General features: G+C 73.2%; 20 protein-coding genes and 3 pseudogenes. 4 read left to right on the plus strand and 19 right to left on the minus strand.

The genetic code is table 11. From position 1 onward, the window contains the following. From DN069_RS41070 to DN069_RS30550, 10 genes and pseudogenes are all read right to left on the minus strand, one after another. Positions 1–385 (minus strand): annotated as a pseudogene (locus DN069_RS41070) (hypothetical protein); the annotation flags it as partial. Beyond that, complete coding sequence (alr, locus tag DN069_RS30510) at positions 385–1,542, minus strand: alanine racemase (RefSeq protein ID WP_111506470.1); 1,158 nt, start codon at positions 1,540–1,542, stop codon at positions 385–387. The gene alr and the pseudogene DN069_RS41070, both read right to left, overlap by 1 nt. A gap of 109 nt (positions 1,543–1,651) precedes the next feature. Beyond that, positions 1,652–2,023: pseudogene (locus tag DN069_RS30515) on the minus strand (L,D-transpeptidase); the annotation flags it as partial. A gap of 223 nt (positions 2,024–2,246) precedes the next feature. After that, positions 2,247–3,779, minus strand: coding sequence for an NAD(P)H-hydrate dehydratase (locus tag DN069_RS30520; protein WP_111506471.1), 1,533 nt, complete (start codon positions 3,777–3,779; stop codon positions 2,247–2,249). Positions 3,780–3,792: 13 nt separating this feature from the next. Beyond that, positions 3,793–4,161: a holo-ACP synthase gene (locus tag DN069_RS30525; protein WP_111506472.1), complete on the minus strand. Its 369-nt coding sequence runs from the start codon at positions 4,159–4,161 to the stop codon at positions 3,793–3,795. 78 nt (positions 4,162–4,239) lie between these two features. After that, positions 4,240–6,108, minus strand: a complete 1,869-nt coding sequence (gene glmS / locus DN069_RS30530; protein ID WP_111506473.1) for a glutamine--fructose-6-phosphate transaminase (isomerizing) — start codon at positions 6,106–6,108, stop codon at positions 4,240–4,242. An 86-nt stretch (positions 6,109–6,194) separates the two neighbouring features. Beyond that, complete coding sequence (locus tag DN069_RS30535) at positions 6,195–6,827, minus strand: response regulator (protein ID WP_111506474.1); 633 nt, start codon at positions 6,825–6,827, stop codon at positions 6,195–6,197. Then, the gene (locus tag DN069_RS30540; protein WP_243639949.1) at positions 6,824–8,113 is read right to left on the minus strand and encodes a sensor histidine kinase; all 1,290 of its coding nucleotides are present in this window, start codon (positions 8,111–8,113) and stop codon (positions 6,824–6,826) included. The genes DN069_RS30535 and DN069_RS30540 overlap by 4 nt, the downstream gene beginning before the upstream one ends. Positions 8,114–8,206: 93 nt before the next feature. Next, complete coding sequence (locus tag DN069_RS30545) at positions 8,207–8,983, minus strand: ABC transporter permease (protein ID WP_111506475.1); 777 nt, start codon at positions 8,981–8,983, stop codon at positions 8,207–8,209. Then, positions 8,980–9,897: an ABC transporter ATP-binding protein gene (locus DN069_RS30550; RefSeq protein WP_111506476.1), complete on the minus strand. Its 918-nt coding sequence runs from the start codon at positions 9,895–9,897 to the stop codon at positions 8,980–8,982. The genes DN069_RS30545 and DN069_RS30550 overlap by 4 nt, the downstream gene beginning before the upstream one ends. Positions 9,898–10,056: 159 nt before the next feature. On the opposite strand from DN069_RS30550, the gene DN069_RS30555 reads away from it, so the two are divergent. Continuing rightward, entirely contained in the window at positions 10,057–13,203 is a 3,147-nt protein-coding gene (locus DN069_RS30555; protein WP_111506477.1) for an ATP-binding protein, read from the plus strand. On the opposite strand, the gene DN069_RS30560 is transcribed toward DN069_RS30555, so the two are convergent. From DN069_RS30560 to DN069_RS30570, 3 genes are all read right to left on the minus strand, one after another. Then, positions 13,178–13,984 carry an ABC transporter permease gene (locus DN069_RS30560; RefSeq protein ID WP_111506478.1) on the minus strand — a complete coding sequence of 269 codons (807 nt, stop codon included), beginning with the start codon at positions 13,982–13,984 and terminating at the stop codon, positions 13,178–13,180. The two genes, DN069_RS30555 and DN069_RS30560, sit on opposite strands and share 26 nt — an antisense overlap. Before the next feature lie 3 nt (positions 13,985–13,987). Next, positions 13,988–14,962 carry an ATP-binding cassette domain-containing protein gene (locus tag DN069_RS30565; protein ID WP_111506479.1) on the minus strand — a complete coding sequence of 325 codons (975 nt, stop codon included), beginning with the start codon at positions 14,960–14,962 and terminating at the stop codon, positions 13,988–13,990. Between the two features lie 78 nt (positions 14,963–15,040). Next, positions 15,041–15,610: a TetR/AcrR family transcriptional regulator gene (locus DN069_RS30570; RefSeq protein WP_341538514.1), complete on the minus strand. Its 570-nt coding sequence runs from the start codon at positions 15,608–15,610 to the stop codon at positions 15,041–15,043. Positions 15,611–15,694: 84 nt separating this feature from the next. On the opposite strand from DN069_RS30570, the gene DN069_RS30575 reads away from it, so the two are divergent. Then, the gene (locus DN069_RS30575) at positions 15,695–16,192 is read left to right on the plus strand and encodes an FBP domain-containing protein (protein WP_111506481.1); all 498 of its coding nucleotides are present in this window, start codon (positions 15,695–15,697) and stop codon (positions 16,190–16,192) included. 66 nt (positions 16,193–16,258) lie between these two features. After that, positions 16,259–17,239: a type I pantothenate kinase gene (coaA, locus tag DN069_RS30580; RefSeq protein ID WP_111506482.1), complete on the plus strand. Its 981-nt coding sequence runs from the start codon at positions 16,259–16,261 to the stop codon at positions 17,237–17,239. Here coaA and DN069_RS30585 read toward each other — a convergent pair. The 6 genes from DN069_RS30585 to DN069_RS30610 all read right to left on the minus strand — a co-directional run bounded on the left by DN069_RS30585 (position 17,236) and on the right by DN069_RS30610 (position 23,430). Continuing rightward, positions 17,236–17,721: a hypothetical protein gene (locus DN069_RS30585; protein WP_111506483.1), complete on the minus strand. Its 486-nt coding sequence runs from the start codon at positions 17,719–17,721 to the stop codon at positions 17,236–17,238. The genes coaA and DN069_RS30585 overlap by 4 nt on opposite strands. Before the next feature lie 73 nt (positions 17,722–17,794). Continuing rightward, positions 17,795–19,024 carry an aspartate aminotransferase type Ic gene (locus tag DN069_RS30590; RefSeq protein ID WP_207892326.1) on the minus strand — a complete coding sequence of 410 codons (1,230 nt, stop codon included), beginning with the start codon at positions 19,022–19,024 and terminating at the stop codon, positions 17,795–17,797. 17 nt (positions 19,025–19,041) lie between these two features. After that, positions 19,042–20,400 carry a phosphoglucosamine mutase gene (gene glmM / locus DN069_RS30595; protein WP_111506485.1) on the minus strand — a complete coding sequence of 453 codons (1,359 nt, stop codon included), beginning with the start codon at positions 20,398–20,400 and terminating at the stop codon, positions 19,042–19,044. A 117-nt stretch (positions 20,401–20,517) separates the two neighbouring features. After that, positions 20,518–21,009: a 30S ribosomal protein S9 gene (gene rpsI, locus DN069_RS30600; RefSeq protein ID WP_111506486.1), complete on the minus strand. Its 492-nt coding sequence runs from the start codon at positions 21,007–21,009 to the stop codon at positions 20,518–20,520. A 42-nt stretch (positions 21,010–21,051) separates the two neighbouring features. Continuing rightward, a complete protein-coding gene (rplM, locus tag DN069_RS30605) occupies positions 21,052–21,495 on the minus strand; it encodes a 50S ribosomal protein L13 (RefSeq protein ID WP_111506487.1) in 444 nt (147 codons plus the stop codon). A 270-nt stretch (positions 21,496–21,765) separates the two neighbouring features. Continuing rightward, entirely contained in the window at positions 21,766–23,430 is a 1,665-nt protein-coding gene (locus DN069_RS30610; RefSeq protein WP_111506488.1) for an ABC-F family ATP-binding cassette domain-containing protein, read from the minus strand. A 117-nt stretch (positions 23,431–23,547) separates the two neighbouring features. Here DN069_RS30610 and DN069_RS30615 point away from each other — a divergent pair. After that, a pseudogene (locus DN069_RS30615) lies at positions 23,548–23,930 on the plus strand (hypothetical protein); the annotation flags it as partial.

Genomic DNA, 23,930 nt, shown 5'->3' on the forward strand with positions numbered 1-23,930 from the left:
CGACGGCACCGGCTGGGCCGGCGGCCTCGCGGGCGACCGTGGCCTCGGTGCCGGCCCAGCCGGTGCCGTCGAGTTCGGCGTAGAGCTCGGTGCCGTCCGGGGCGGGCAGGCGGAACGGGGTGCCGCGCAGGGAGCCGAAGGCGGCCGCCGCGTCGAGTTCGGCCTCGGCGCGGCGGCGCATCTCGCGACCGACGGAGAGACGTTCTATGGCCACGCCCGCGGCGGCGCCCGCCGCGACCACGCCGAGGGAGACACCGACGATGCCGGCCCGGCGCCAGCGCCCCGCGGCGACGTCGCCGACGACGGAGCCCGCCACGTCGCGGACCTGACGGACCACCTCGCCCGCGCCCGAGGCCAGCCCGGGGCCGCCCTCGTCGGCGGCCATCAGTCGAGCCCGCCCACGTACCTGCGCGGCACCCGCGCGCTGATCCGGGTGACGATCTCGTAGGAGATGGTGCCTGCCGCGCGTGCCCAGTCCTCCGCGGTGGGCTCGCCGTGGTCGCCGGTGCCGAAAAGCACGGCCAGGTCGCCGACCTCGGCGGAGTCGCCGCCGAGATCCACGATGAACTGGTCCATGGCGACGCGTCCGGCGACGGTGCGCCACTTGTCGGCCAGCCAGACCGGCCCGGACGAGCTGGCGTGGCGCGGGACGCCGTCGGCGTAGCCGACCGGCACGAGGGCGAGCGTGGTCTCGCCCGGGGTGGTGTAGGTGTGCCCGTAGGAGACGCCGTGGCCCTGCGGGACGCGCTTGACCTGCGCGATCCGGGCCTGCAGCGTCATCACCGGCCGCAGGCCGAAGTCGGCGGGGGAACCCGCCTCCGGCACCGGCGAGAGACCGTACTGGGCCAGGCCCACCCGGACCAGGTCGAAGTGCGACTCCGGCAGGGTCAGCGTGGCCGGGGAGTTCGCGATGTGCCGCACCTCCGGGCGCAGGCCGGCCGCCTCGGCGACGGCGAGCGCCTCGCGGAAGACCTCCAGCTGGGCGGCGATGGAGGGGTGGCCGGGCTCGTCCGCGCAGGCGAAGTGGGACCAGACGCCGGTGACGGAGATCAGCCCCTCCGCCTCGGCGGCGCGCGCGGCGGCGACGAGCTCGGGCCAGTCGGCGGGCTGGGCGCCGTTGCGGCCCAGGCCGGTGTCGGCCTTGAGCTGCACCCGCGCCGGGCGGCCGACGGCGCGCACCGCGTCGAGCACGTGGGTCAGCGCCCACAGCCCGCTGACGGCGATGTCGAGGTCCTGCGCGACCGCGTCACGCCAGGGGCTGCCGGGCGTCCACAGCCAGCACAGCACGCGGGCCTGCTCGGGCCCGATCCCGGCCGCGCGCAGCGCGAGCGCCTCCTCCGGCGTGGCGGTGCCGAGCCACCGGACGCCCGCGGCCAGGGCCGCGCGGGCGCACGGCACCGCGCCGTGGCCGTAGGCGTCCGCCTTGACCACGGACATGATCTCGGCCGACCCCGTGCGCCGGATGCGCTCGCGCAGCGCGGCGAGGTTGCCACGCAGCGCCGCCAGGTCGATCAGGGCTTCGGCTCGCAGTGCAGTGTCCATCGGGTGACAGTCTCCCAGAAGCACGAGGGCGCCCGTCCAAAGGTGACGGGCGCCACAGTGTGCGCGTCGCGCAAAGGTTCGGTACGGGCCGCCGCCGGCCGCGCCGGGCTCAGGTGCCGGGCTTGCGGCCGTAGACGTCGACGGCGTCGCCGGTCCGCAGCAGGTTCCAAGCGACGGCGGCGTCGTGCATGGTCATGTTGACGCAGCCGTGCGAGCCGGGCGGCGTCGACATCGGGATGCCGACCGCGTGCAGCGCCTGTCCCCCGGAGAAGAACTGCGAGTACGGCATCGACACGTGGTACAGGTTCGAGACATGGTGCAGGTCGCGCCAGTAGATGTGGAACAGCCCGTCACGGGTGGCGTACCCGCGGCGGCCGGTGCGCACCTTGACCGGGCCGAAGATGATCTTCTTGCCGTCCTGGATCCACATCCGCTGATGCGTCAGATCCACGCAGGCCACCCGGCCCACGTTCGTCAGACAGTGCGTCGGGGACCAGGTCGCCCTGGTTGCCGCGTCTGCCTGACCCGCCCCCACGGCGCCCACCCCACCGAGCAGTCCGGCCGTCGCCAGCGCGACAGCCGCAAAGCGCGCCTTCAAACGCTTCAATTCGCCCCCACTTTCCCGCCTTCGGCGGTACCCGTAACCGGCCTCCTGCTGTGAAGACCGTCCGGAAGGGCGATTGGTTGCACCAATCGAGTGACCGCTAGCGCGAGCGTCGCCAGGCCTCCGGGAGGGCGGCGGTGATCGCCGTGGCGGTGGTGGGCGCACCGTCGGAGGAGAGGCGGCCGGCGAGGCCGTGGAGGTAGGCGGCGACGGAGCCCGCGTCCACGGGGCTCAGTCCGGCGGCGAGCAGCGCACCGGCGAGGCCCGACAGGACGTCACCGCTGCCGGCGGTGGCCAGCTGCGCGGTGCCGGTCGCGTTGACGCGGGCCGGTCCGGTGGGCCCGGTGACGACGGTGGTGCTGCCCTTGAGCAGCACCGTGCAGCGGTAGCCGCGCGCCAACGCGCGGGCGTGGCGCAGGCGCTCGGCCTCCACCTGGTCGCGCGTCGCGGTCACCCCGATCCCGGCCAGCAGCGCGACCGCCTCCCCCGCGTGCGGGGTGAGCAGGGCGTTCGCGGGAGCGGAGCCGCGCCGGGCCAGCAGGCGCAGTCCGTCCGCGTCGACCAGCACCGGGACGTCCGCGTCGAGCGCCTCCGTGACGGCGCGCTCGGCCTCGGCGTCCTGGGAGAGACCGGGGCCGACCACCCACGCCTGCACCCGTCCCGCGTCCTTCGGACCGCCCTCGCCGACCAGCGCCTCGGGGTGGGCCCGCACCACCTCCCGCGCCGCGGCGCCCGCGTACCGCACCGCGCCGACCCCACCGTGCAGCGCGGCCCCGACCGCGAGCACCGCCGCCCCGGGGTAGCGCGCCGACCCGGCGGCGATGCCGACGACGCCGCGCCGGTACTTGTCGCTCTCGGCGTCGGGCTCGGGCAGCAGCGCCGCGACGTCCTCCTGCTGCAGGGCCTCGACGACGTGCCCGTCGAACAGCGGGGCAAGCGGCTCCGTGCCGAGAGCGCGACCTCCCCGCGCGCGGCGCGGGTCGGAGGGCGCGGAGCCCGTCCCCCGGACCTCCGCCAGGCCGATGTCGACCAGCCGCACCACGCCCGCGTACGACGCGCCCGGGTCGATCAGCAGACCCGGCTTGTGGGTGCCGAAGGTGACCGTCACGTCCGCGCGGACCGCTGCGCCGGGGACGGCGCCGGTGTCCGGGTCCACGCCGCTGGGGAGGTCCACCGCGACCACCGTCGCCGCGCCCTGCCCGGCCGCGTGCACCCACGGCAGCGCCGCGTCCCGCAGCGGGCCGCGACCGCCGATGCCGACGATGCCGTCGAGGACCAGGTCCGCGCGCTCGGCCTCCGCCGGGTCCTCGGTGACCCGGCCGCCGGCCGCGCGCAGCGCGGCGAGCCCGCCCGCGTGCACGCGCTCCGGCGCGAGCAGCGCCGCACTGACCCGCGCGCCGCGACGGGCCAGGCGGGCGCCCGCGAAGAGCGCGTCGCCGCCGTTGTCGCCGCTGCCGGCCAGCACCAGCACCCGGCTCCCGTAGACGCGGCCCGGCGCTCCGTCCCGCAGCAGCTCCGCGCAGGTCGCGGCAAGGCCCGCCGCCGCCCGCTGCATCAGCGTGCCCTCCGGCAGACGGGCCATCAGCTCGCCCTCGGCCGCCCGGACCCACTCGACCGCATGTGCTCGACGCATCGCTGCGCGCTCCTCACCCCTCGGCGATCACCACGGCCGACGCTACGCCCGCGTCGTGGCTGAGCGAGAGATGCCACGACTTCACACCCAGTCGCGCCGCGCACTCCGCGACCGTGCCGCGGATGTTGAGCACGGGGCGGCCGGTGGACTCGGTGCGCACCTCGGCGTCGGTCCATTCCAGGTTGCCGGGCGCGCCGAGGGCCTTGGCCACGGCCTCCTTCGCGGCGAAGCGCGCCGCCAGCGAGGCGATGCCGCGGCGCTGGCCGCTGGGCAGCAGCAGCTCGTGCGCGGTGAAGAGGCGGTCGGCCATCGCCGGGGTGCGGCGCAGCGACTCCTCGAAGCGGCTGATCTCCGCGACGTCGATGCCGACTCCGATGATCATTCGACTGCTCCCAAAGAACGACGAAGGGGTCCGGACGCGTGCTGCGTCCGGACCCCACTCTGTCAGGCGGGGGACGGTCTACTCGACCGTCACCGACTTGGCCAGGTTGCGCGGCTGGTCCACCTCGTGGCCCTTGGCCGTGGCCAGCTCGCAGGCGAAGACCTGCAGCGGAACGGTCGCGACCAGCGGCTGCAGCAGCGTCGGCGTCTGCGGGATGCGGACCAGGTGGTCGGCGTACGGCACGACCGCCTCGTCGCCCTCCTCCGCGATGACCAGGGTCTTCGCGCCACGGGCGCGGATCTCCTGGATGTTGGAGACGATCTTGTCGTGCAGCACCGAGCGGCCGCGGGGCGACGGGACGACCACGACGACCGGCAGGCCCTCCTCGATCAGCGCGATCGGACCGTGCTTCAGCTCGCCCGCCGCGAAGCCCTCGGCGTGCATGTAGGCGAGCTCCTTCAGCTTGAGCGCGCCCTCCAGCGCCACCGGGAAGCCCACGTGGCGGCCGAGGAAGAGGACCGACTTGGCGTCGGCCAGGGAGCGGGCCAGCTCGCGGACCGGCTCCATGGTCTCCAGCACCTGCTCGACCTGACGCGGGGCGTCGGCGAGCTGGTGGATGATCTCGAAGATCTCGTCGCCCCACTTGGTGCCGCGGACCTGGCCGAGGTAGAGGGCGACCAGGTAGCAGGCGACCAGCTGGGTCAGGAACGCCTTGGTGGAGGCGACCGCGACCTCGGGGCCGGCGTGCGTGTAGAGCACGGCGTCGGACTCGCGCGGAATCGTCGAGCCGTTGGTGTTGCAGATCGCCAGCACCTTGGCGCCCTGCTCGCGCGCGTGACGCAGCGCCATCAGGGTGTCCATGGTCTCGCCGGACTGGGAGATGGCGATGACCAGCGTCTGCGCGTCCAGGATCGGGTCGCGGTAGCGGAACTCCGAGGCGACCTCGACCTCGCAGGGGATGCGGGTCCAGTGCTCGATCGCGTACTTGGCGATCATGCCCGCGTGGAACGCGGTGCCGCAGGCGACGATCACGACCTTGTCGATCTCGCGCAGCACCTGGTCGTCGATGCGCAGCTCGTCGAGGGTGAGCCGGCCATCGGTGCCGATGCGGCCGAGGAGGGTGTCGGCGACGGCCTTCGGCTGCTCGGCGATCTCCTTGAGCATGAAGTAGTCGTAGCCGTCCTTCTCGGCGGCCGAGGCGTCCCAGTCCACGTGGTACTCGCGGAAGTCGCCCGGCTTGCCGTGGAAGTCGGTGATCGTCACGCCGTCGCGACGCAGCTCGACGACCTGGTCCTGGCCCAGCTCGATGGCCTCGCGGGTGTGCTCGATGAAGGCGGCCACGTCGGAGGCGAGGAAGTTCTCGCCCTGGCCGACGCCGACGACCAGCGGCGAGTTGCGGCGCGCGGCGACGACGACGCCGGGGGCGTCGGCGTGCTCGGCGACCAGGGTGAACGCGCCCTCCAGCTGACGGCAGACCGCCCGCATGGCCTCGGCGAGGTCCAGCTCCGCGCCGCCTGCCCGCTGCGCGTCGACGGCCTCGGCCAGCAGGTGCGCGACGACCTCGGTGTCCGTCTCGGAGAGCAGGACCTGGCCGTGCTCGGTCAGCTCCTCGCGCAGCCGGGCGAAGTTCTCGATGATCCCGTTGTGCACGACCGCGACCCGGCCCGCGCCGCCCACATGGGGGTGGGCGTTGGCGTCGGTCGGACCGCCGTGGGTGGCCCAACGGGTGTGGCCTATCCCGACCGTGCCCGCGGCCAGGGGGGACTCGGCCAGCAGCGCCTCAAGATTGGCGAGCTTGCCGGCCTTCTTCGCGACCGCGAGGTCGCCTTCGGGGGTCTGCACGGCCACACCGGCCGAGTCGTATCCCCGGTACTCCAGGCGCCGCAGCCCGGACAGAACGACGTCCAGGGCGGGCTGCTCGCCCACGTAACCAACGATTCCGCACATCGCCCCAGCTTAAGGCCCACCCGCGGAGCCCTCGCCTCCGGTCGTGGGCCGAAACTGCGACGAGGGTCACACTGCGCCCCTCACACTCAGCTCAGCAGACCGCGCTGGTATCCGGCGGCCACCGCGGCGGCCCGGTCGCGGACGCCGAGCTTGCCGTACAGGTGCAGGAGGTGCGTCTTGACGGTCGCCTCGCTGATGAAGAGCCGCTTCGCGGCCTCCTTGTTGCTGGTGCCCGCCGCCACCAGGCGCAGGATCTCCAGTTCTCGGTCCGTCAGCAGAGCGGGCGGCTGCGGCTGCGGGGCGCGGACGGCCCCGAGCAGTTTCTGCGCGACCGTCGGCGCGAGCACGGCCTGCCCCTGGTGCGCCGCGCGCACGGCCTTGACCAGCTCCTCACGCGGGGCGTCCTTGAGCAGGTAGCCCGTCGCGCCCGCCTCGACGGCCGGCAGCACGTCTGCGTCGCTGTCGTAGGTGGTGACCACCAGCACCCGGACCTCGGGCGCGCGCTCGCGCAGCCGCCGGATCGCCTCGACACCGCCCATGCCGGGCATCCGCAGGTCCAGCAGCACCACGTCGGGGGCCAGCGCCAGCGCCCGCTCGACACCCTCGGCGCCGTCCGCGGCCTCGCCGACCACCTCGAAGTCCGGGTCCTGGGCGAAGATGCCGCGCAGTCCGTCCCGCACGATCGGATGGTCGTCGACGATGAGCAGACGTATGGTCACGCGTCATTGTCTCCCGACAACAGCACGGGCTCCGGCCCGATGACCGGTATCTGCGCGCTCAGCGCGGTGCCCTCCCCAGGGGCGCTCTCGATCTCCAGCGTGCCGCCGATCTGCCGCAGCCGCTGCCGCATCGCGGTCAGTCCGTAGCTCTCCGCCCCGACCGAGCCGACCCGGAAACCCACGCCGTCGTCGACGACGTCCAGCAGCACCACCTCGTCGGTGTAGGAGAGGGTGACGCCGGCCCGGCTCGCGGCCGCGTGCTTGGCGACGTTGGCGAGCCCCTCCTGCGCCACCCGGAACAGCACCACCTCCACCGCGGGCAGCAGCGGCACTGCGCTGCCGGTCACCTCCACCCGCACCGGGACGCCGGAGGACTGCGCCCAGCGCTCGGCCATCTCCCCGACCGCCTCCGGCAGCTGCGCCTCGGCCAGCGGGCCGGGACGCAGGGCCTGCACCGAGCGGCGCGCCTCGGCCAGCGCCTCCCGGGCCATCCGGTGGGCGAGGTCGCGGTGCCGGGCGCGGCGCTCCGGGTCGTGGTCGGCGTGCGCGGCGGCCTCCAGCTGGGTGACGATGCCGGTCAGCCCCTGGGCGATGGTGTCGTGGATCTCCCCGGCCATCCGCTGCCGCTCGTCCAGCACGCCCGCCTCCCGCGCCTGGGAGACGAGCTGGGCGTGCAGGCCCGCGTTCTCCTCCAGCGCCTCGCGCAGCCGTCGGTTGGCCTCCGCCAGTTCGTCGATGTGCCGGGCCCGGTGGCGGCTGCGCTCGTCCTCCGCCAGGTTCTGGTAGGTGAGCGTGCCGGCGACCACCAGGTTGACCACGAACAGCGCCAGGTACGGAATGAGCCCCTGGCGGATGTTCTGCACGCCGCCGATCTGGGTGGTCGCCATCAGCGCGGCGGTGACGGTGACGGCGGGCAGCCAGAGCCGCCGCGGCAGCAGGCCGATCTGGAGATAGCCGGTGAACCCGTAGAACCCGAAGAACGGACTGACCGTCACCAGCGCCGCGATGCAGACCAGCAGGCCGGCGTAGAAGACGATCGCCTTGACCGGCTGCCGCTCCCGGTCGGCCTCGCGGACGAACATCAGGCGCTGCCACAGCGCGGCGGCCGAGGCGAGGCCGAGCACCAGCTCCACCCGCGGCCCGTCCGTCGGGCCGACCGCCAGCGCGAGCGGGGCCGCGATCAGGAGGCCGAAGTAGGGCGTCCAGCGCAGGGTCCGGAGCCGCCGGTCCTCGCTCTCCTGGTCCACCGGGTCGGTCGCTGTCGCGGTCTCGGAAGTCACGGTCACGGCCCTCATCATCCCAACGGCTCGCTCACTCCCAACGCTGCGTCACTCCCACCGCTGCGTCATTCCCAACGCTGCGTCACTCCCAACGCTGCGTCATTCCCAACGAAACAGCCGCACCGCCGTCAGGCCGCCCGCTACGGTCCAGCCGGCCAGCACCAGGAGGTGCTGCCAGAGCACGCCCTGACCGGACCAGATCGCGGTGACCGCGCCGAAGGGGATGGCCGCGCAGATCTGCTGCACCGAGTGCGGTAGCTCGGCGACCGGGACGTACAGGCCGCTGGCGAAGAAGTTCAGCACCATCATCGGCACCCCCAGTCCGCTCGCGGCCGCCGCGGTGCGGGCCCGCGCGGCCACCACCAGGCCCAGCGCCAGCACCGCCGCACCGCCCAGGGCGAAGCCGGCCAGCACCGCCGGCAGGTGGGCCGGGGCCGAGACGTGGAAGACCAGCGCCCCGACCGCCGCGACCAGCCCGGCACCGGTCAGGGCCAGCGCCGCGACCACGGTGACCAGCGCGCCCAGCACGCCGGAGGCCGGCACGGGGCTGACGGAGAGCCGTCGCAGCACATCCTTCTCGCGGTAGCTCGCCAAGGTCATCGGCAGCGCCGTCAGCGCGAGGAAGAGCGGCACCATCGAGGCGAACGTCGGCACGTAGACGTCGATCACCCGCTGCCCGCCGAGCCCCGCCTGCGGGGTGCGGAAGCCGGGGATGCTGCCCAGCACCAGCACCAGCACGACGGGCACCAGCATCCAGACCAGCGCGGCCGGCTCACGGAACAGCAGCTTGGCCTGGGTGAGGGTGAGCCGGGTGAAGCCCCGCCGGGTCATCCCGACGGTGGGCCGGACGGGCGCGGTGGGCGTGGCCGTGGTCATGACGTGGCTCCAGAGGTGGTCGCGTGGGTGAGCGAGACGAAGGCGTCGTCGAGGGTGGCCTGCTCGACGCGCAGGTCGCCGGCGATGATCTGCCGCCGGGCCAGCAGCGAGGTGACCGCGTGCACGAGGTTGCCGGTGCCGACGACCTCGAGCTGCGGACCGTGGTGCAGCACCCGCGTCACCTCGGCCAGCGCCAGCAGTTCGGCGTCGGCCAGCGGTTCGGACGGGCGGAACCGCATCCGCTGCTCGCGCCCGGCGCGGGCGGCCAGGCCCGCCGGGGTGTCGACGGCGACGACCCGCCCCGCGTCGATCAGCGCGACCCGGTCGCAGAGCCGCTCGGCCTCCTCCATGAAGTGCGTGACCAGCAGCACGGTGACCCCGGCGTCGCGGACCTGCTCGACCAGCTCCCAGGTGGCACGGCGCGCGTGCGGGTCCAGACCCGTCGTCAGCTCGTCCAGCACCACCACCTGCGGGCTGCCGACCATCGCCAGCGCGATGGCCAGGCGCTGCTGCTGGCCGCCGGAGAGCCTCTTGTAGGCGGCGCCGGCCTTCTCCGTCAGGCCGAGCCTGGTCAGCAGCCCGTCGATGTCGGCCGGCCGCCGGTAGAACGAGGCGTACAGCTCCAGCGCCTCACGCACCCTCAACCGTTCGGGCAGCGCGCTGTGCTGGAGCTGTACACCCAGGACCTGCCGCAGCGCGTCGCGCTCGGTGACCGGATCCAGGCCGAGCACCGAGACGCGTCCCCCGTCGCGCCTGCGGAGCCCGGAGAGGCACTCGACCGTCGTGGTCTTCCCGGCGCCGTTCGGCCCGAGGACCCCGAAGATCTCCCCCCGCTCGACCTCGAACGAGACGTCGTGCACGGCGACCTCGTCCCCGTAGCGCTTGTGCAGCCGCTCCACCTCGATGACCGCCACGACGTCCGCTCCCCTCGTCCGTTCCCAGGTACACCCCTACGTTCCCGCGCGCGGGCCGGGCCGCGGATCGACCGTCGGGATACTCCGGCGAGCCTTTCGGTTGATGCCCGGCATCAACCGATCGGTTGATGGGGGCGCCGGCCCGGCACAATTGGTCCCGTGCGGATTCGACTTCTCGGACCTCTGTCCCTCGACGGCCCGGACGGCGCGGCCGCCGAGCTGAAGGGCGGGCGACTCCGTACCCTGCTCGTCGCCCTCGCCGTGGCCGAGGGCAGGCCCGTCTCCGTCGGCGCGCTGACGGAGACGCTGTGGCCGGACGAGCCGCCGGCCAACCCGGGGAACGCGGTGCAGGCGCTCGCCTCACGGCTGCGGGCCGCGCTCGGCCGGGACGCGGTCGAGCTCACCCCGGCCGGGTACCGGCTGACCCTCGACACGGACCTGGCCCAGTTCTCCCGGCTGCTGCGGGCCGGCGAGCACCGCCGGGCGCTGGCCCTCTGGCGCGGGGAACCCGATCTGCCCGGCCATCCGGAGGAGGTCCTGCGGCTGTTGTCGCTGCGGCAGTCGGCCGAGGACGAGGCCGTCGACGCCGACCTCGACGCCGGGCGCGGCGAGCCGCACATCCCCGCGCTGCGCGCGGCCGTGGCCGCCGACCCGCTGCGTGAACGCCCCCGCGCCCAGCTGCTGCGCGCGCTGCACCAGGCCGGACGGGACGCGGAGGCGCTCGCCGAGTTCGAGCGGGCCCGCACCGTGCTGGCCGAGGAGCTGGGCGCCGACCCGTCCCCGCTGCTGCGCGACGCCCACCTGGCCGTCCTGGCCGCACCGGCGCCGACACCGACCACCGCCCCGACGCCGGGCGCGCACGCGCTGCCCGCCGCACTCACCAGCTTCCTCGGCCGCGACGGCGAAGTCGCCGCTGTCCGGGCCGACCTGACGACCGCACGGCTGGTCACCCTGATCGGTCCCGGCGGCGCGGGCAAGACCCGGCTGGCGGTCGAGTCCGCGCGCAGCCACCCCACCCCGCTGCGGCTGGTCGAGCTCGCGCCCGTCAAGGACGCCGCGGACCTGCCCGGCGCGGTCGCGGCGACGCTGCACCGGCGCGAGGTCACGCCGACCCGGGCGCTTCCGGGCGGCAACCCGGCGGACGTCACCGAGCGCCTGATCAACGCCATCGGCACCACCGAGCTGCTGCTGATCCTCGACAACTGCGAGCACCTGATCGACGCGGCCGCCGCGCTGTCCGCGCGGCTGCTGGCCGCCTGCCCCCAGCTTCGGATCCTCGCCACCAGCCGGGAACCACTGGCCATCACCGGCGAGCAGCTGCGGCCCGTGCCGCCGCTGGACCTGCCGGCGAGCTCGGTCGCGGGCGACCGGGCCGTCGACGACTATCCGGCCGTCCGGCTCTTCCTCGACCGGGCCGCCGCCGTGCGGCCCGGCTGGGCACCGACGGACCCCGAGCTCGCCACGGTGGTGACCGTCTGCCGCGCGCTCGACGGCCAGCCGCTCGCGATCGAGCTCGCGGCCGCGCGGATGCGGTCGCTGGACCCGCAGGGCATCGCCGACCGCCTGGCCCAGCGGTTCCGGCTGCTGACCGGCGGCAGCCGCGACGCACTCCCGCGTCACCGCACCCTGCGCGCCGTCGTCGACTGGAGCTGGGACCTGCTGGAGGCGCCCGAACGGGCACTGCTCGCACGGCTCTCGGTCTTCTCCGGCCCGGCCGACCTGGACGCCCTGGAACGGATCTGCGCCACCCGCGACCTGACCGAGGACCAGGTCTTCGACGTGCTCGCCTCGCTGGTCGACAAGTCCCTCGTGGTCCGCACCGATGCCGGCCGCTTCCGGCTGCTGGAGACCATCCGCGTCTACGCCGCCGAGCGCCTCGACGAGGAGGGCGCCACCGCGGCCACCCGCGACGCTCACGCGGCCCACCACCTCGCGCTCGCCGAGCGCGAGGAGCCGGAGCTCTACGGGCCGGGGCAGGTCGCCGCCCTCGCGGCCTTCACCAGCGTCCACGACGACCTGATCGCGGCGCTGCGCTGGTCCGTCGAGCAGGGCGACGCGGACACCGCGAACCGGCTGGTCGCCGGGCTCGGCTGGTACCTGTGGCGGCGCGGCGAGCAGGGTGAGAACCTGCCGCTGGTCGCGCAGGCGCTGGAGCTGCCCGCCGCGGACGTGCCGGCGCTGCCGCGCGCCGTCGCCTCGGGCATCACCGCCCTGTACGCCCTCGACACCGACTGGCTGCCGAGCGCCACCCTGCACCTGCTGCGCCGCGCCACGACACTGCGCGACGCCCTGCCGGACCCGGCGGCGCACCCGCTGCTGCCGCTGCTCGACATCATGACCGCGCTCTTCGAGCAGCAGGACTGGGGCGTCACCGACCTCGCCCGCTCCCTCTTCGAGGTGCCGCACCCGTGGGTGCGCGCCGCCGGACGGCTCTTCTTCGGCTTCGCGCTGCAGAACGACGGCCGCGCCGCGGAGGCCGAGGAGGCGCTGCGGGCCGCCGCCGAGGAGTTCCGCCAGGTGGGCGACCTGTGGGGCCGCTCGTTCTGCTGCTCGGGGCTGGCCGACTACGCGCTGTGGCGCGGCGACGTCAACGCGGCCCTCGCGCTGTGGGAGCAAGCCATCGACTTCGAGCAGCGGATGGGCGTCAACGCCGACGCCCCCGACTACCGGGCCCGCATGATCGCCGCCCGCTACGCCCACGCGGACGACCCCGAGGCCGTCGCGGAGCTGGAGCAGTTGGTCGCGACGGTGCGCAGCAGCGGCGCGTGGTCGCCGCTGCTGGTCGCGCACAGCGCGCTGGCCAGCGCCTACCGGCGCACCGACGCCCCGGAACGCGGGCTGCCGCTGCTGGAGGAGGCACTCGGCCTGCTCCACCTGCGGCTGAACGGGCTGCCGCAGATGAAGTCGCTGTTGCTGACCGAGTTCGGGCTGACCCTGGCCCGCTGCGGCCGCATCGAGGAGGCCGCCGACGCGCACGCCCAGGCGCTGCGCTCGGCCGCCGAGTCCTACGACGGACCGATCGTGGCGGCGGCGCTGCAGGGCTTCGCCGATCTGGCGCTGCGTCAGGACGACCCGGAGCGCGCCGCCTTCCTGCTCGGCTCGGCCCACGGCCAGCGCGGCGTGCCGGACCGCTCCTCCCCCGAGGTGACCGCGAACGGCGCGGCCGCCCGCGCCGCCCTCGGCGCGGAGCGCTTCGAGCAGGCCTATGCGCGGGGCCATTCGGCCCCGCGCATCGAGCTGCTCGACCTGCTCGGTCTCGGCGACGTCGTGCCGCTCGCGCTCAGGCCCGCCCCTGGTACGCCCTGAGCGCCAGCGGGAAGAAGACCGCGGCCAGCGCCGCCGCCCACAGCAGACTGTGCGTCAACGACGCCGCCAGCGGGCCGCCGTTCAGCAGCGCGCGCATCGCGTCCACCAGGGCGGTGACCGGGTTGACCTTCACCCACGCCTGCATCCAGCCCGGCATGGTGGCCGGGGAGACGAAGGCGCTGGAGGAGAAGGTCAGCGGGAACATCACCACGAAGGCCATCATCTGCACCTTCTCCGGGCTGGACGCCAGCATGCCGATCAGCACCGACAGCCAGGACATCGCCAGGGCGAACACCACCATCAGCAGCGTCGCACCCAGCACCCCGAGGACGCCGGCACCGGGCCGGAAGCCCAGCGCCAGGCCGAGGCCCAGCATCAGCGCCATCGACCAGACCTGCTTGAGCAGATCCGCCGCGACCCGTCCGGCCAGCGGCGCGGACCGGGCGATCGGCAGGCTGCGCAGCCGGTCGAAGACGCCCTTCTGGATGTCGTTGTTGAGCCCGACCGCGGTGTTGAGGGTCGCGAACAGCCCGTTCTGGACGATGATCCCGGCGAGCGCGAACTGCAGGTAGGCGTGCGTCGACCCGGACATCTGCCCGCCGAAGACGTACGTGAACAGCAGCAGGAACATGACGGGCTGGATGGACAGGTCCATCAGCTCCATCGGGTTGTGCTTGATCTGGACCAGATTGCGCCAGGCGAGGGTCGCCGTGTGTTCGAGGCCCGCGAGCAGGCCGACGCGTCGGGCGGGCGCCTGGGCGCGGAGTGTCACTGTGGCCATGGGTCAGACCCCCACCTTCATCGTGTCGTTCGGCTCGTCGGTCGCCGGCTCGCGGTGGCCGGTCAGGGTCAGGAACACCTCGTCGAGGCTGCTGCCGCGCAGCGCCAGCTCGCCGGCGACGAGCCCGGCGTCGGTCAGCCGGGCCACCACGGCCGGCATCACGGAGTCGTCCCGCGCCGGGACGCTGAGCAGCCCGGTCGGCGAGAGCTCGGGCTCCCGCCCGGACACGGCCGCGAGGACCGCCCGCACCTGCGGCAGCTCGGCGGGCCGCGCCGGACGCAGCTCCAGCGTCTGCCCGCCGACCTGCGCCTTGAGCTGGTCCGGCGTACCGCCCGCGATGACGCGGCCGTGGTCGATCACGGCGATCTCGTCGGCGAGCTGGTCGGCCTCCTCCAGGTACTGCGTCGTCAGCAGCACGGTGACTCCGTCGGCGACCAGGCCGCGCACGACGTCCCACAGCTCGCCGCGGCTGTGCGGGTCGAGGCCGGTCGTCGGCTCGTCGAGGAACAGCACGCCGGGCCGTCCCACCAGCGAGGCGGCCAGGTCGAGGCGGCGGCGCATGCCGCCGGAGTAGGTCCCGGCGGCCCGGCCGCCGGCGTCGGTCAGCGAGAACCCGGCCAGCAGCTCGGCGGCCCTGGCCTTCGCCGCGGGCCGCGGCAGGCCGAGCAGGCGGCCGATCATGACCAGGTTCTCGGTGCCGGTCAGCATCTCGTCGACGGCGGCGTACTGCCCCGTCAGCCCGATCGCGGCGCGCACCGCGCCGGCGTCCCGGACCACGTCCAACCCGCCGACCTGCGCGCGCCCACCGTCGGGACGCAGCAGCGTCGCCAGGATCCGCACGGCGGTGGTCTTCCCCGCCCCGTTCGGCCCCAGCACGCCCAGCACGGTCCCGGTGCGGGCGACGAGATCCACCCCGTCCAGCGCGCGCGTCGTCCCGAACGTCTTGACCAGGCCCTCTGCCCGGATCGCGAACTCCATCGCGGTCTCCTTCCATGTCGTCGGGACCACGGTGGAGGACAGCGCTGACATGAGGCTGATGCGATCAACGGACCCGTGTCAGCGGACATCAGCCCCGTCAGGGGCGCGCCCCTGGGTGAGTGCGATCAGCGCACCGTCCAAGAGGTCCAGTGCCACCCGCCAGGAGGCGTCCATCGGGCGGTCGAGGCGGAAGCGTTCCGCCGCCTCGAGGGTGACCCAGCCGTGCAGCATGCTGCACAGGAGCCGGATGGCGTCGATGCGGGCCGTCTCGTCCAGCGCGTAGCCGCGCAGCAGCGCCGCGCAGGCGGCGACGACGCGGTGGCCGCCCTCGGAGTCGACCGGAAGCTGGGTCGCGGCGTAGCGGCCGGGCCGGCCGTGGGCGAAGTCCCGGTACGCGTTCGCGAAAGCGACCAGCGCCTCGCGGCCGGCGCGGCCGGCGACCGCCTCGCCGAGGGCGTCGGCGAGCTCGCCCGCGGCCAGCGCCGCGACCCGTTCGCGCAGCTCGGCGAGGTTGCGGACGTGCGCGTACAGGCTGGCGTCCGCGACGCCCACGCGGCGGGCGAGGGCCGCGACGGAGAGCTTGTCGAAGCCGACCTCGTCGGCCAGATCCGCCGCCTCGCGGGCGACCCGGTCCGCGGTCAGGCCCATGCGTGCCAAGGAAGCACCCTCCAGCTCCAGCTAAAGCAGTTATTCGTTTGCCTAGGACTCCTAGGAAACTCTACCGTCGAGATCATGCAGCAGCTCACCGAACCACAGATCCGCGGCTCCTTCGTCAACTGCACCAAGGGCGAGGCCGCGCGCCTCCACGTCCCCCGCGACCTGGACGAGCGCCCCTTCGCCGACCTCGACTTCCTCGGCTGGCGCGACCCGGGCGCGCCCGACCGCTGCGCGCTGGTGGCCGAGCGGCCGGACGGCTCGCTCGTGGGCATCGCGCTGCGCTTCCCGCCGCCGCAGCGCGGCTTCCTGCAGCGCAGCCTCTGCTCGCTCTGCCTGACCACCCACCCGCGCAGCGGCGTCTCGCTGCTGACCGCGCGACGCGCGGGCAAGGCGGGCCGGGAGGGCAACTCGGTCGGCCTCTACATGTGCACGGACCTCGCCTGCCCGCTCTACGTCCGGGGCCTCAAGCAGGCCGAACCGGGCGCGCGTTTCGAGGAGTCGCTCACCCAGGAGGAGCAGATCGAGCGGCTGAACACCAAGCTCAACGCCTTCCTCGACAACGTCCTGAAGTGAACGTCAGCCGACGCTGTGGCATATCTCTCGGCGCGGACCCCGCCGCACTCGGCAGACAATAGGACGGTGCCCCCAACGCTGGAAGCCCACCGCCGCGCTGACGCGTCCCCCTTCGTCGACCTCGCCCGCGCGGAGTGGAGCGCGCTCCACGAGCGCACCCCACTCCCGCTGACCGCCGCCGAGCTGGAGCGGCTGCGAGGCCTCGGCGACGTCATCGACCTGCAGGAGGTCCAGGACGTCTACCTGCCGCTGTCACGGCTGCTGAACCTGTACGTGACGGCCACCGGCGCGCTGCGGGGCGCGCTGAACGACTTCCTGGACAGCAACGAGCACACCCACACCCAGTCCGGCACGCCGTTCGTCATCGGCGTGGCCGGCTCCGTGGCCGTCGGCAAGTCCACGACGGCCCGTCTGCTGCAGGCCATGCTGGCCCGCTGGCCCGAGCACCCGCGCGTCGAGCTGGTCACCACGGACGGCTTCCTGCTCCCCAACGCCGAGCTGCGCCGCCGCGGCCTGATGGCCCGCAAGGGCTTCCCCGAGTCCTACGACCGCCGCGCGCTGACCCGCTTCGTCGCCGACGTGAAGTCGGGCAAGGACGAGGTCACCGCGCCGGTCTACTCGCACCTGGTCTACGACATCGTCGAGGACGAGCGGCTGACGGTGCACCGCCCCGACATCCTCATCGTCGAGGGCCTGAACGTGCTGCAGCCCGCCCTGCCGGGGCAGGACGGGCGCACTCGCGTCGCGGTGGCGGACTTCTTCGACTTCTCCATCTACGTCGACGCCCGACCGGACGACATCGAGGCCTGGTACCTGCAGCGGTTCCGCAAGCTGCGTCAGACCGCGTTCCAGAACCCGGAGTCCTACTTCCGCCGCTATGCGGAGGTCCCGGAGAACGAGGCGCTCGACTACGCCCGCCACCTGTGGCGCACGATCAACCGCCCCAACCTCGTCGAGAACGTCGCCCCGACCCGCGGCCGCGCCGACCTGGTGCTGCGCAAGGGCCCGGACCACAAGGTCCAGCGGGTCAGCCTGCGCAAGCTCTAGCCCTGCGGCCCCTGCGGAGCGGGCGGCACCGGCGGCTGGACGGGCTGGTACTGCGGGAACTGCCCGTACGGCTGCGCCTGACCGTAGGGGGCGGGCCGCGGCGCATACGGCTGCTGCGCGTACGGGGCCTGCTCCGGCGGCACCCCGTAGTACGGCGTGACCGACTGCTGCGACAAACCCTGCACCGGCGCGGCCGCGTCCGCCGGCTTGCCGCGGCGCATCCGCGCGACCAGGCTCGCCAGCAGCGCGAACGGCAGGATGATCGCCTTGAACGAGATGATGTACTCGCCGCCGTCGAAGACGAAGCCCATGTAGACGCCGTAGCCGGCGAACGCGAGGCCGGCGACCACGCCGAAGATCCGCCAGCCGATGCTCTGCCCGCTCAGGTTCGTCACGCTCATGACGATCGAACCGATGCCGCTGACCAGCAGCAACAGCGCGTACAACGCCAAGAACGGATGCGCGGTGAAGTGAAGAAGCATGACGGCCCCCGGAGCTGGATCGGACAACGCCCGCGGACGCTATCCGATCCCGCTCCCGCCTGTCACGCGTCCGCTAGCGCGACTTCGCTTCCTCGGCCGCGAGGCGCACGCACAGCGCCACGGCCTCCATCGCCTCGCGCAGCTCCGTCAGCGACGGGTAGCTCGGGGCGATCCGGATGTGGTGGTCGCGCGGGTCGTGCCCGTACGGGAACGCCGCACCGGCCGGGGTGAGTGCGACACCGGCCTCCTTCGCCAGCCGCACCACCTCCGCGGCGCAGCCGTCCGGCACCTCCAGGCTGACGAAGTACCCGCCCGCGGGCCGGCTCCAGCGCGCGATGCCGCGCCCGCCGAGCTCGCGCTCCAGCACGTGCTCGACCGTCTCGAAGCGCGGCGCCAGCAGCGCCCGGTGCTTGGCCATGTGCGCCAGCACGCCCTCGGTGTCGCCGAAGAAGCGCACGTGCCGCAGCTGGTTGACCTTGTCCGGGCCGATGGTCTGCTTGGCCATCAGCCCCTTCAGCCACGCGACGTTGGCCGCCGAGGAGCCGAAGAAGGCGACGCCCGCGCCGGCCAGCGTGATCTTCGAGGTGGAGGCGAAGACGAAGACCCGGTCCGGGTTCCCGGCCTGCGCGCAGGCCTCGAGGATGTTCGCCAACTCGGCGCGCTCCTCGGTCAGGTCGTGGATCGCGTAGGCGTTGTCCCAGAAGATCCGGAAGTCGGGCGCGGCGGTCGTCATCGCCGCGAGGCGGCGCACGGTCTCCGCGCTGTAGGTCTCGCCGGAAGGGTTGCTGTACGCCGGGACGCACCAGATGCCCTTGATCCGCGCGTCGGCGGCGACCAGCGCCTCGACCTCGTCCATGTCCGGGCCCTCGCCGGTGAGCGCGACCGGGAGCATCTTGATGCCGAACCGCTCGCACACCCCGAAGTGCCGGTCGTAGCCCGGCACCGGGCACAGGAAGACGACCTCGTCCTCGTCCACCCACCGGCGCGCGGCGCCGGGCACCGGCGACAGCAGGGCGTTGGCGATGACGTCGTGCATGATCTGCAGGCTCGCGTTGCCGAGCGGCAGCAGCTGGCCCTGCGGGATGCCGAGCAGCGGCGCGAACAGCGCGGCCAGCTCCGGCAGCCCGGTCGCCCCGCCGTAGTTGCGGGTGTCCGACCCGTCGGCGGCGAGGTAGTCGCCCTCCCCAGGCAGCTCCAGCATCCGGTTCGACAGGTTCAGCTGCTCCGGCGAGGGCTTGCCCCGCGTCAGATCCAGCTTCAGCCCCTTCGCCCGGAGCCCTGCGTATTCCTCACGAAGCGTCACTTCGGTACTTCCCTCGCCTAGCTGAGCCGCTGCCTGACAACCTCCGCCAGCCGCTCGCAGACGCTCTGCGCCTGCTCGTGGTTGGCGGCCTCCACCATGACCCTAACGAGCGGCTCGGTGCCGGAGGGACGGAGGAGGACACGACCGGTGCCGCCCAGTTCCGTCTCGGCCGCGGCGACCGCCGCGAGCAGCTCCTCGTCCCGGGAGGCACGGGACTTGTCCACGCCCTTGACGTTGATCATGACCTGCGGCAGGCGCGTCATCACGCCCGCCAGCTCGGCCAGCGGCTTGCCGGTCGCGGCGACGCGGGCCGCCAGCATCAGGCCGGTCAGGGTGCCGTCGCCGGTGGTGGCGTGCTCGAGCAGGATCACGTGGCCGGACTGCTCGCCGCCGAGCGTGAAGCCGTGCTCCTTCATGGACTCCAGCACGTAGCGGTCGCCGACCGAGGTCTGCACCAGGTCGATGCCCTCGCGCTCCAGCGCCAGCTTGAAGCCCAGGTTGGACATGACGGTCGCGACGACCGTGTCCTTGGTCAGCGCGCCCGCCTCGCGCAGGCCGAGCGCCAGCACCGCGAGGATCTGGTCGCCGTCGATCTCGTTGCCCTCGCGGTCCACCGCGAGGCAGCGGTCGGCGTCGCCGTCGTGGGCGATGCCGAGGTCGGCGCCGTGCTCGAGGACGGCCGCGCGCAGCGGGCCGAGGTGGGTCGAGCCGACGCCGTCGTTGATGTTGAGGCCGTCCGGCTCGGCGCCGATGACGGCCAGGATCTCCGCGCCGGCCGCGCGGAACGCCTGCGGGGAGACCACCGAGGCGGCGCCGTGCGCGGCGTCGATGACGACCTTCAGGCCGTCCAGGCGGTTCGGCAGCACACCGAGCAGGTGCTGGACGTACTGGTCGAGACCGGCCTCGTGGTCGCGGACGCGACCCACGGCGGCGCCGGTAGGACGGGACCACTCCTCGCCGCCGAAGCGCTCGTAGTGCGCCTCGATGGCGTCCTCGATCGCGTCGTCGAGCTTGTAGCCGCCCTTGGCCAGGAACTTGATGCCGTTGTCCGGCATCGGGTTGTGGCTGGCGGACAGCATCACGCCGAAGTCCACACCCAGGGCCTCGGTCAGGTAGGCGACGGCCGGGGTCGGCAGCACGCCCAGGCGCAGCACGTCGACGCCGGAGCTGGCGAGCCCGGCGACGACCGCCGCCTCCAGGAACTCGCCGGAGGCCCTCGGGTCCCGACCGACCACGGCCACCGGGCGATGGCCCTCGAACGCGCCCAGATCCCCGAGCACGTGCGCGGCGGCGACCGAGAGGCCCAGCGCCATCTCCGCCGTCAGGTCCACGTTCGCCAGGCCGCGAACGCCGTCGGTACCAAAGAGTCGTCCCACTGCAAAACCTTCCGGGTAACGCGTAACGCCGGGTATGAACGAACCACGCCCTGGGAACACAGGGTGCTCCCAGGGCGTGGCGAAAACCAGCTCCCCCATGCGGCGGAGCGGGTGCGACTAGCGCTTGCTGTACTGCGGCGCCTTGCGGGCCTTCTTGAGACCGGCCTTCTTGCGCTCGACCGCACGCGGGTCACGCGTCAGGAAGCCGGCCTTCTTCAGGGCCGGGCGGTTGGCGTCGACGTCGGCCTCGTTCAGGGCGCGGGCGACACCGAGACGCAGGGCGTAGGCCTGGCCGGAGATGCCGCCACCGTTGATCCGGGCGACGACGTCGTAGCGACCGTCGAGCTCCAGGATCTTGAAGGGCTCGTTCACGGTCTGCTGGTGCACCTTGTTGGGGAAGTACTCCTCCAGGGTGCGACCGTTGATCTTCCACTGGCCGGTGCCGGGGACGATGCGCACGCGGGCGATCGCCTCCTTGCGGCGACCCAGGCCGGCGCCCGGCAGGGCCTCGCCGAAGCGGGAGGGAAGGGACTCGCTGGTGTACTCGGTCTCCTCGACCTCGAAGGTCTCCTCGACCTCGAGGGGGAGCTCAGCAGTGGTCTCGGCCACGGTTGTCCTCAGTTCTTCTCGTCAGATTCTTGGTGGCCGGTCTTACTGAGCGACCTGGGTGATCTCGAACGGCACCGGCTGCTGGGCAGCGTGGGGGTGCTGGTCGCCCGAGTACACCTTCAGCTTCGAGAGCATCTGACGACCCAGGGAGTTCTTCGGCAGCATGCCCTTGATGGCCTTCTCGACGGCCTTCTCGGGGTTCTTGTCCAGCAGCTCGTCGTAGCGGACGGACCGCAGACCACCCGGGTAGCCAGAGTGGCGGTAGGCCATCTTCTGGGTCTTCTTGTTGCCGGACAGGTGCACCTTGTCCGCGTTGACGATGATGACGAAGTCACCCATGTCAACGTGCGGCGCGTACACCGGCTTGTGCTTGCCCCGGAGGAGAGAGGCGGCCTGGGAGGCCAGACGACCCAGGACGACGTCCTGGGCGTCGATGACGAGCCACTGACGCTGGACGTCGCCGGGCTTGGGGCTGTACGTACGCACGGTCGTAGCCTTCGCTTTTCAGTGAGTGTGTGCCTGACAGGACCACCGGGACGATCGGAGCAGCCTCTGCACCGGACCCGGACGCAATCGGGTGTTCAGTGCCGCCGCTCATCGGCCTGGCGGACCGGCGTACCGACCTCTCACGTGAGATAGAGCGAGCCAATACGCACAACGAACTCGCAGAATACCGGCACGGCGCCGGGCGGGTCAAAACGCCGCCCACGCACCACGCTGGTTATCCACAAGCTGTGCACCAGTCTACGTCCCCGTTCACCGTTCCCGTGCCACCCGACCCTCGTCCCAGACCGGCTCGGGGGCCTCGTAGACCCGGCCGTCCGCGCCGAACACCAGGAAACGGTCGAAGGAACGGGCGAACCAGCGGTCGTGTGTGACGGCCAGCACGGTGCCGTCGAAGGCCTCCAGGCCCTCCTGCAGCGCCTCGGCGCTCTCCAGGTCCAGGTTGTCCGTCGGCTCGTCCAGCAGCAGCGCCGTCGTGCCCGACAGCTCCAGACGCAGGATCATCAACCGCGCCTGCTGGCCGCCGGAGAGGTTCTCGAAGCGGACCGCCTCCTGGTGGTGCAGCTCATAGCGGCGCAGCACGCTCATCGCCGCCTTGCGGTCCAGCGCGTGCTCGGACTCGAGGATCTCCCGCGCGGTGCGGCCGTGCAGCTCGGGGTGGGCGTGGGTCTGCGCGAAGTGGCCGGGGACGACGCGGGCGCCGAGCTTCCACGCCCCCGCGTGCGCGACCGGCTCGCCGGCGACCAGCCGCAGGAAGTGCGACTTGCCCGAACCGTTGGAGCCCAGCACCGCGACCCGCTCGCCGTAGTAGACCTCCAGGTCGAACGGCTTCATCAGCCCGGTCAGCTCCAGTTGCTCGAAGGTGAACGCCCGCACCCCGGTGCGCCCGCCCTTCAGCCGCATCGTGACCGCCTGCTTGCGCGGCGGCTCCGGCGGCGGGCCGGCCTCCTCGAACTTCCTGAGCCGGGTCTGCATGGCCGAGTAGCGCGAGGCCATGTCGGGCGACCGCTTCGCGAACTCGCGGAGCTCCACCACCAGCTTCTTCAGCTGGGCGTGCTTCTCGTCCCAGCGGCGCCGCAGCTCCTCGAAGCGGGCGAAGCGCTCCTCGCGAGCCTCGTGGTAGGTCGCGAAGCCGGCGCCGTGCACCCAGATCTCACTGCCGTCGACGCCCGTCTCCACGCTGACGATCTTCTTGGCGGCGTTGTTCAGCAGCTCCCGGTCGTGCGAGATGAAGAGCACCGTCTTCCGGGTCTCCCGCAGCTGCTCCTCCAGCCACCGCTTGCCCGGCACATCGAGGTAGTTGTCCGGCTCGTCCAGCAGCAGTACCTCGTCCGGGCCGCGCAGCAGCGACTCCAGCACCAGGCGCTTCTGCTCGCCGCCCGAGAGGGTGTTGAGCGCCCGCCACTGGGCACGCTCGTACGGGGTGCCCAGGGCGGCCATGGTGCAGACGTCCCAGACGGTCTCGTACTCGTAGCCGCCCGCGTCCGCCCAGTCCGCCAGCGCCTGCGCGTAGGCGAGCTGGGTCTCCTCGTCCTCCTGCGTCATCATCGCCAGCTCGGCCGCGTCCACCGCCCGTGCGGCGGTCTTGACCTCGGTGGGCGCCACGGAGACCAGCAGATCGCGGACCGAGGCGTCCGGCGCGAGCGGCGCCTCGGCGCCGTCGTCCTGTTGCTTGGCCTCCCGACCGGTGGTGCCGACGAACTGGCGCATCACGCCCAGCCCGCCGCTGACGGTCACCGTGCCGCCGTGCGGTTTCAGGTCCCCGGCGATCAGGCGCAGCAGCGTCGTCTTGCCGGCGCCGTTCGCCCCGACCAGCGCGACGGCCGCGCCCTCGCCGACCCGGAAGGACGCGTCGCCGAACAGCACCCGCCCGTCCGGCAGGTAGTACTCCAGGTGAGAGATCTCGACGTGTCCCATGGGCAGCGATTGTGGTCCCGGCCGACGCGCGGACCAAACCGGTTTTTCGCAGACCGGTCGGTTGTTCGCAGACCGGACTGTCCGGGCTCACACTCGCACCCAGTACGATTCCGGCGCATGACGACAGGGTCTGCGAAGAATCCTGAGGGGCAGGACGCCTCCCAGAGCACGCCGCTCCCCAGACGCGGCGAGCAGCCGCACGGGCGGATACCCACGCAGTACACCCCCGGGAGCGGCCGACTCCGCACCGCGGCGAGAAGCGCCGCGCGCACCGCGCTGCGCGGCGGCCCGGTCCGGATCCGGCCCGGTGCGCCCGTTCCCCCCACCCCCGAGCCGCAGCAGGGCGAGCCAGGACGCGCGGCCGGCCGGACCGCGACCGCCTTCGCGATCCGCCCCGGCTCGCCGGACGACGCCGAGACCCCCACGCCCGACCTGGACGAGCTCACCCTGCCCTACGCGGCGGCCGTCACCACCGCGCGCCGCCGCGTAGGGCAGGGTGA

The sequence above is a fragment of the Streptacidiphilus pinicola genome, assembly GCF_003258295.1.
In the GTDB taxonomy this organism is placed as follows: domain Bacteria; phylum Actinomycetota; class Actinomycetes; order Streptomycetales; family Streptomycetaceae; genus Streptacidiphilus; species Streptacidiphilus pinicola.

What these genes read in the sequence shown, in the direction of transcription:
- DN069_RS30545 (WP_111506475.1), bottom strand. Translation starts at nt 8,983, where the DNA reads ATGACCACGGCCACGCCCACCGCGCCCGTCCGGCCCACCGTCGGGATG.
- DN069_RS30560 (WP_111506478.1), bottom strand. Translation starts at nt 13,984, where the DNA reads ATGGCCACAGTGACACTCCGCGCCCAGGCGCCCGCCCGACGCGTCGGC.
- DN069_RS30585 (WP_111506483.1), bottom strand. Translation starts at nt 17,721, where the DNA reads ATGCTTCTTCACTTCACCGCGCATCCGTTCTTGGCGTTGTACGCGCTG.
- DN069_RS30610 (WP_111506488.1), bottom strand. Translation starts at nt 23,430, where the DNA reads ATGGGACACGTCGAGATCTCTCACCTGGAGTACTACCTGCCGGACGGG.
- glmS (WP_111506473.1), bottom strand. Translation starts at nt 6,108, where the DNA reads ATGTGCGGAATCGTTGGTTACGTGGGCGAGCAGCCCGCCCTGGACGTC.
- DN069_RS30520 (WP_111506471.1), bottom strand. Translation starts at nt 3,779, where the DNA reads ATGCGTCGAGCACATGCGGTCGAGTGGGTCCGGGCGGCCGAGGGCGAG.
- DN069_RS30570 (WP_341538514.1), bottom strand. Translation starts at nt 15,610, where the DNA reads ATGGGCCTGACCGCGGACCGGGTCGCCCGCGAGGCGGCGGATCTGGCC.
- DN069_RS30525 (WP_111506472.1), bottom strand. Translation starts at nt 4,161, where the DNA reads ATGATCATCGGAGTCGGCATCGACGTCGCGGAGATCAGCCGCTTCGAG.
- alr (WP_111506470.1), bottom strand. Translation starts at nt 1,542, where the DNA reads ATGGACACTGCACTGCGAGCCGAAGCCCTGATCGACCTGGCGGCGCTG.
- DN069_RS30565 (WP_111506479.1), bottom strand. Translation starts at nt 14,962, where the DNA reads ATGGAGTTCGCGATCCGGGCAGAGGGCCTGGTCAAGACGTTCGGGACG.
- DN069_RS30575 (WP_111506481.1), top strand. Translation starts at nt 15,695, where the DNA reads ATGCAGCAGCTCACCGAACCACAGATCCGCGGCTCCTTCGTCAACTGC.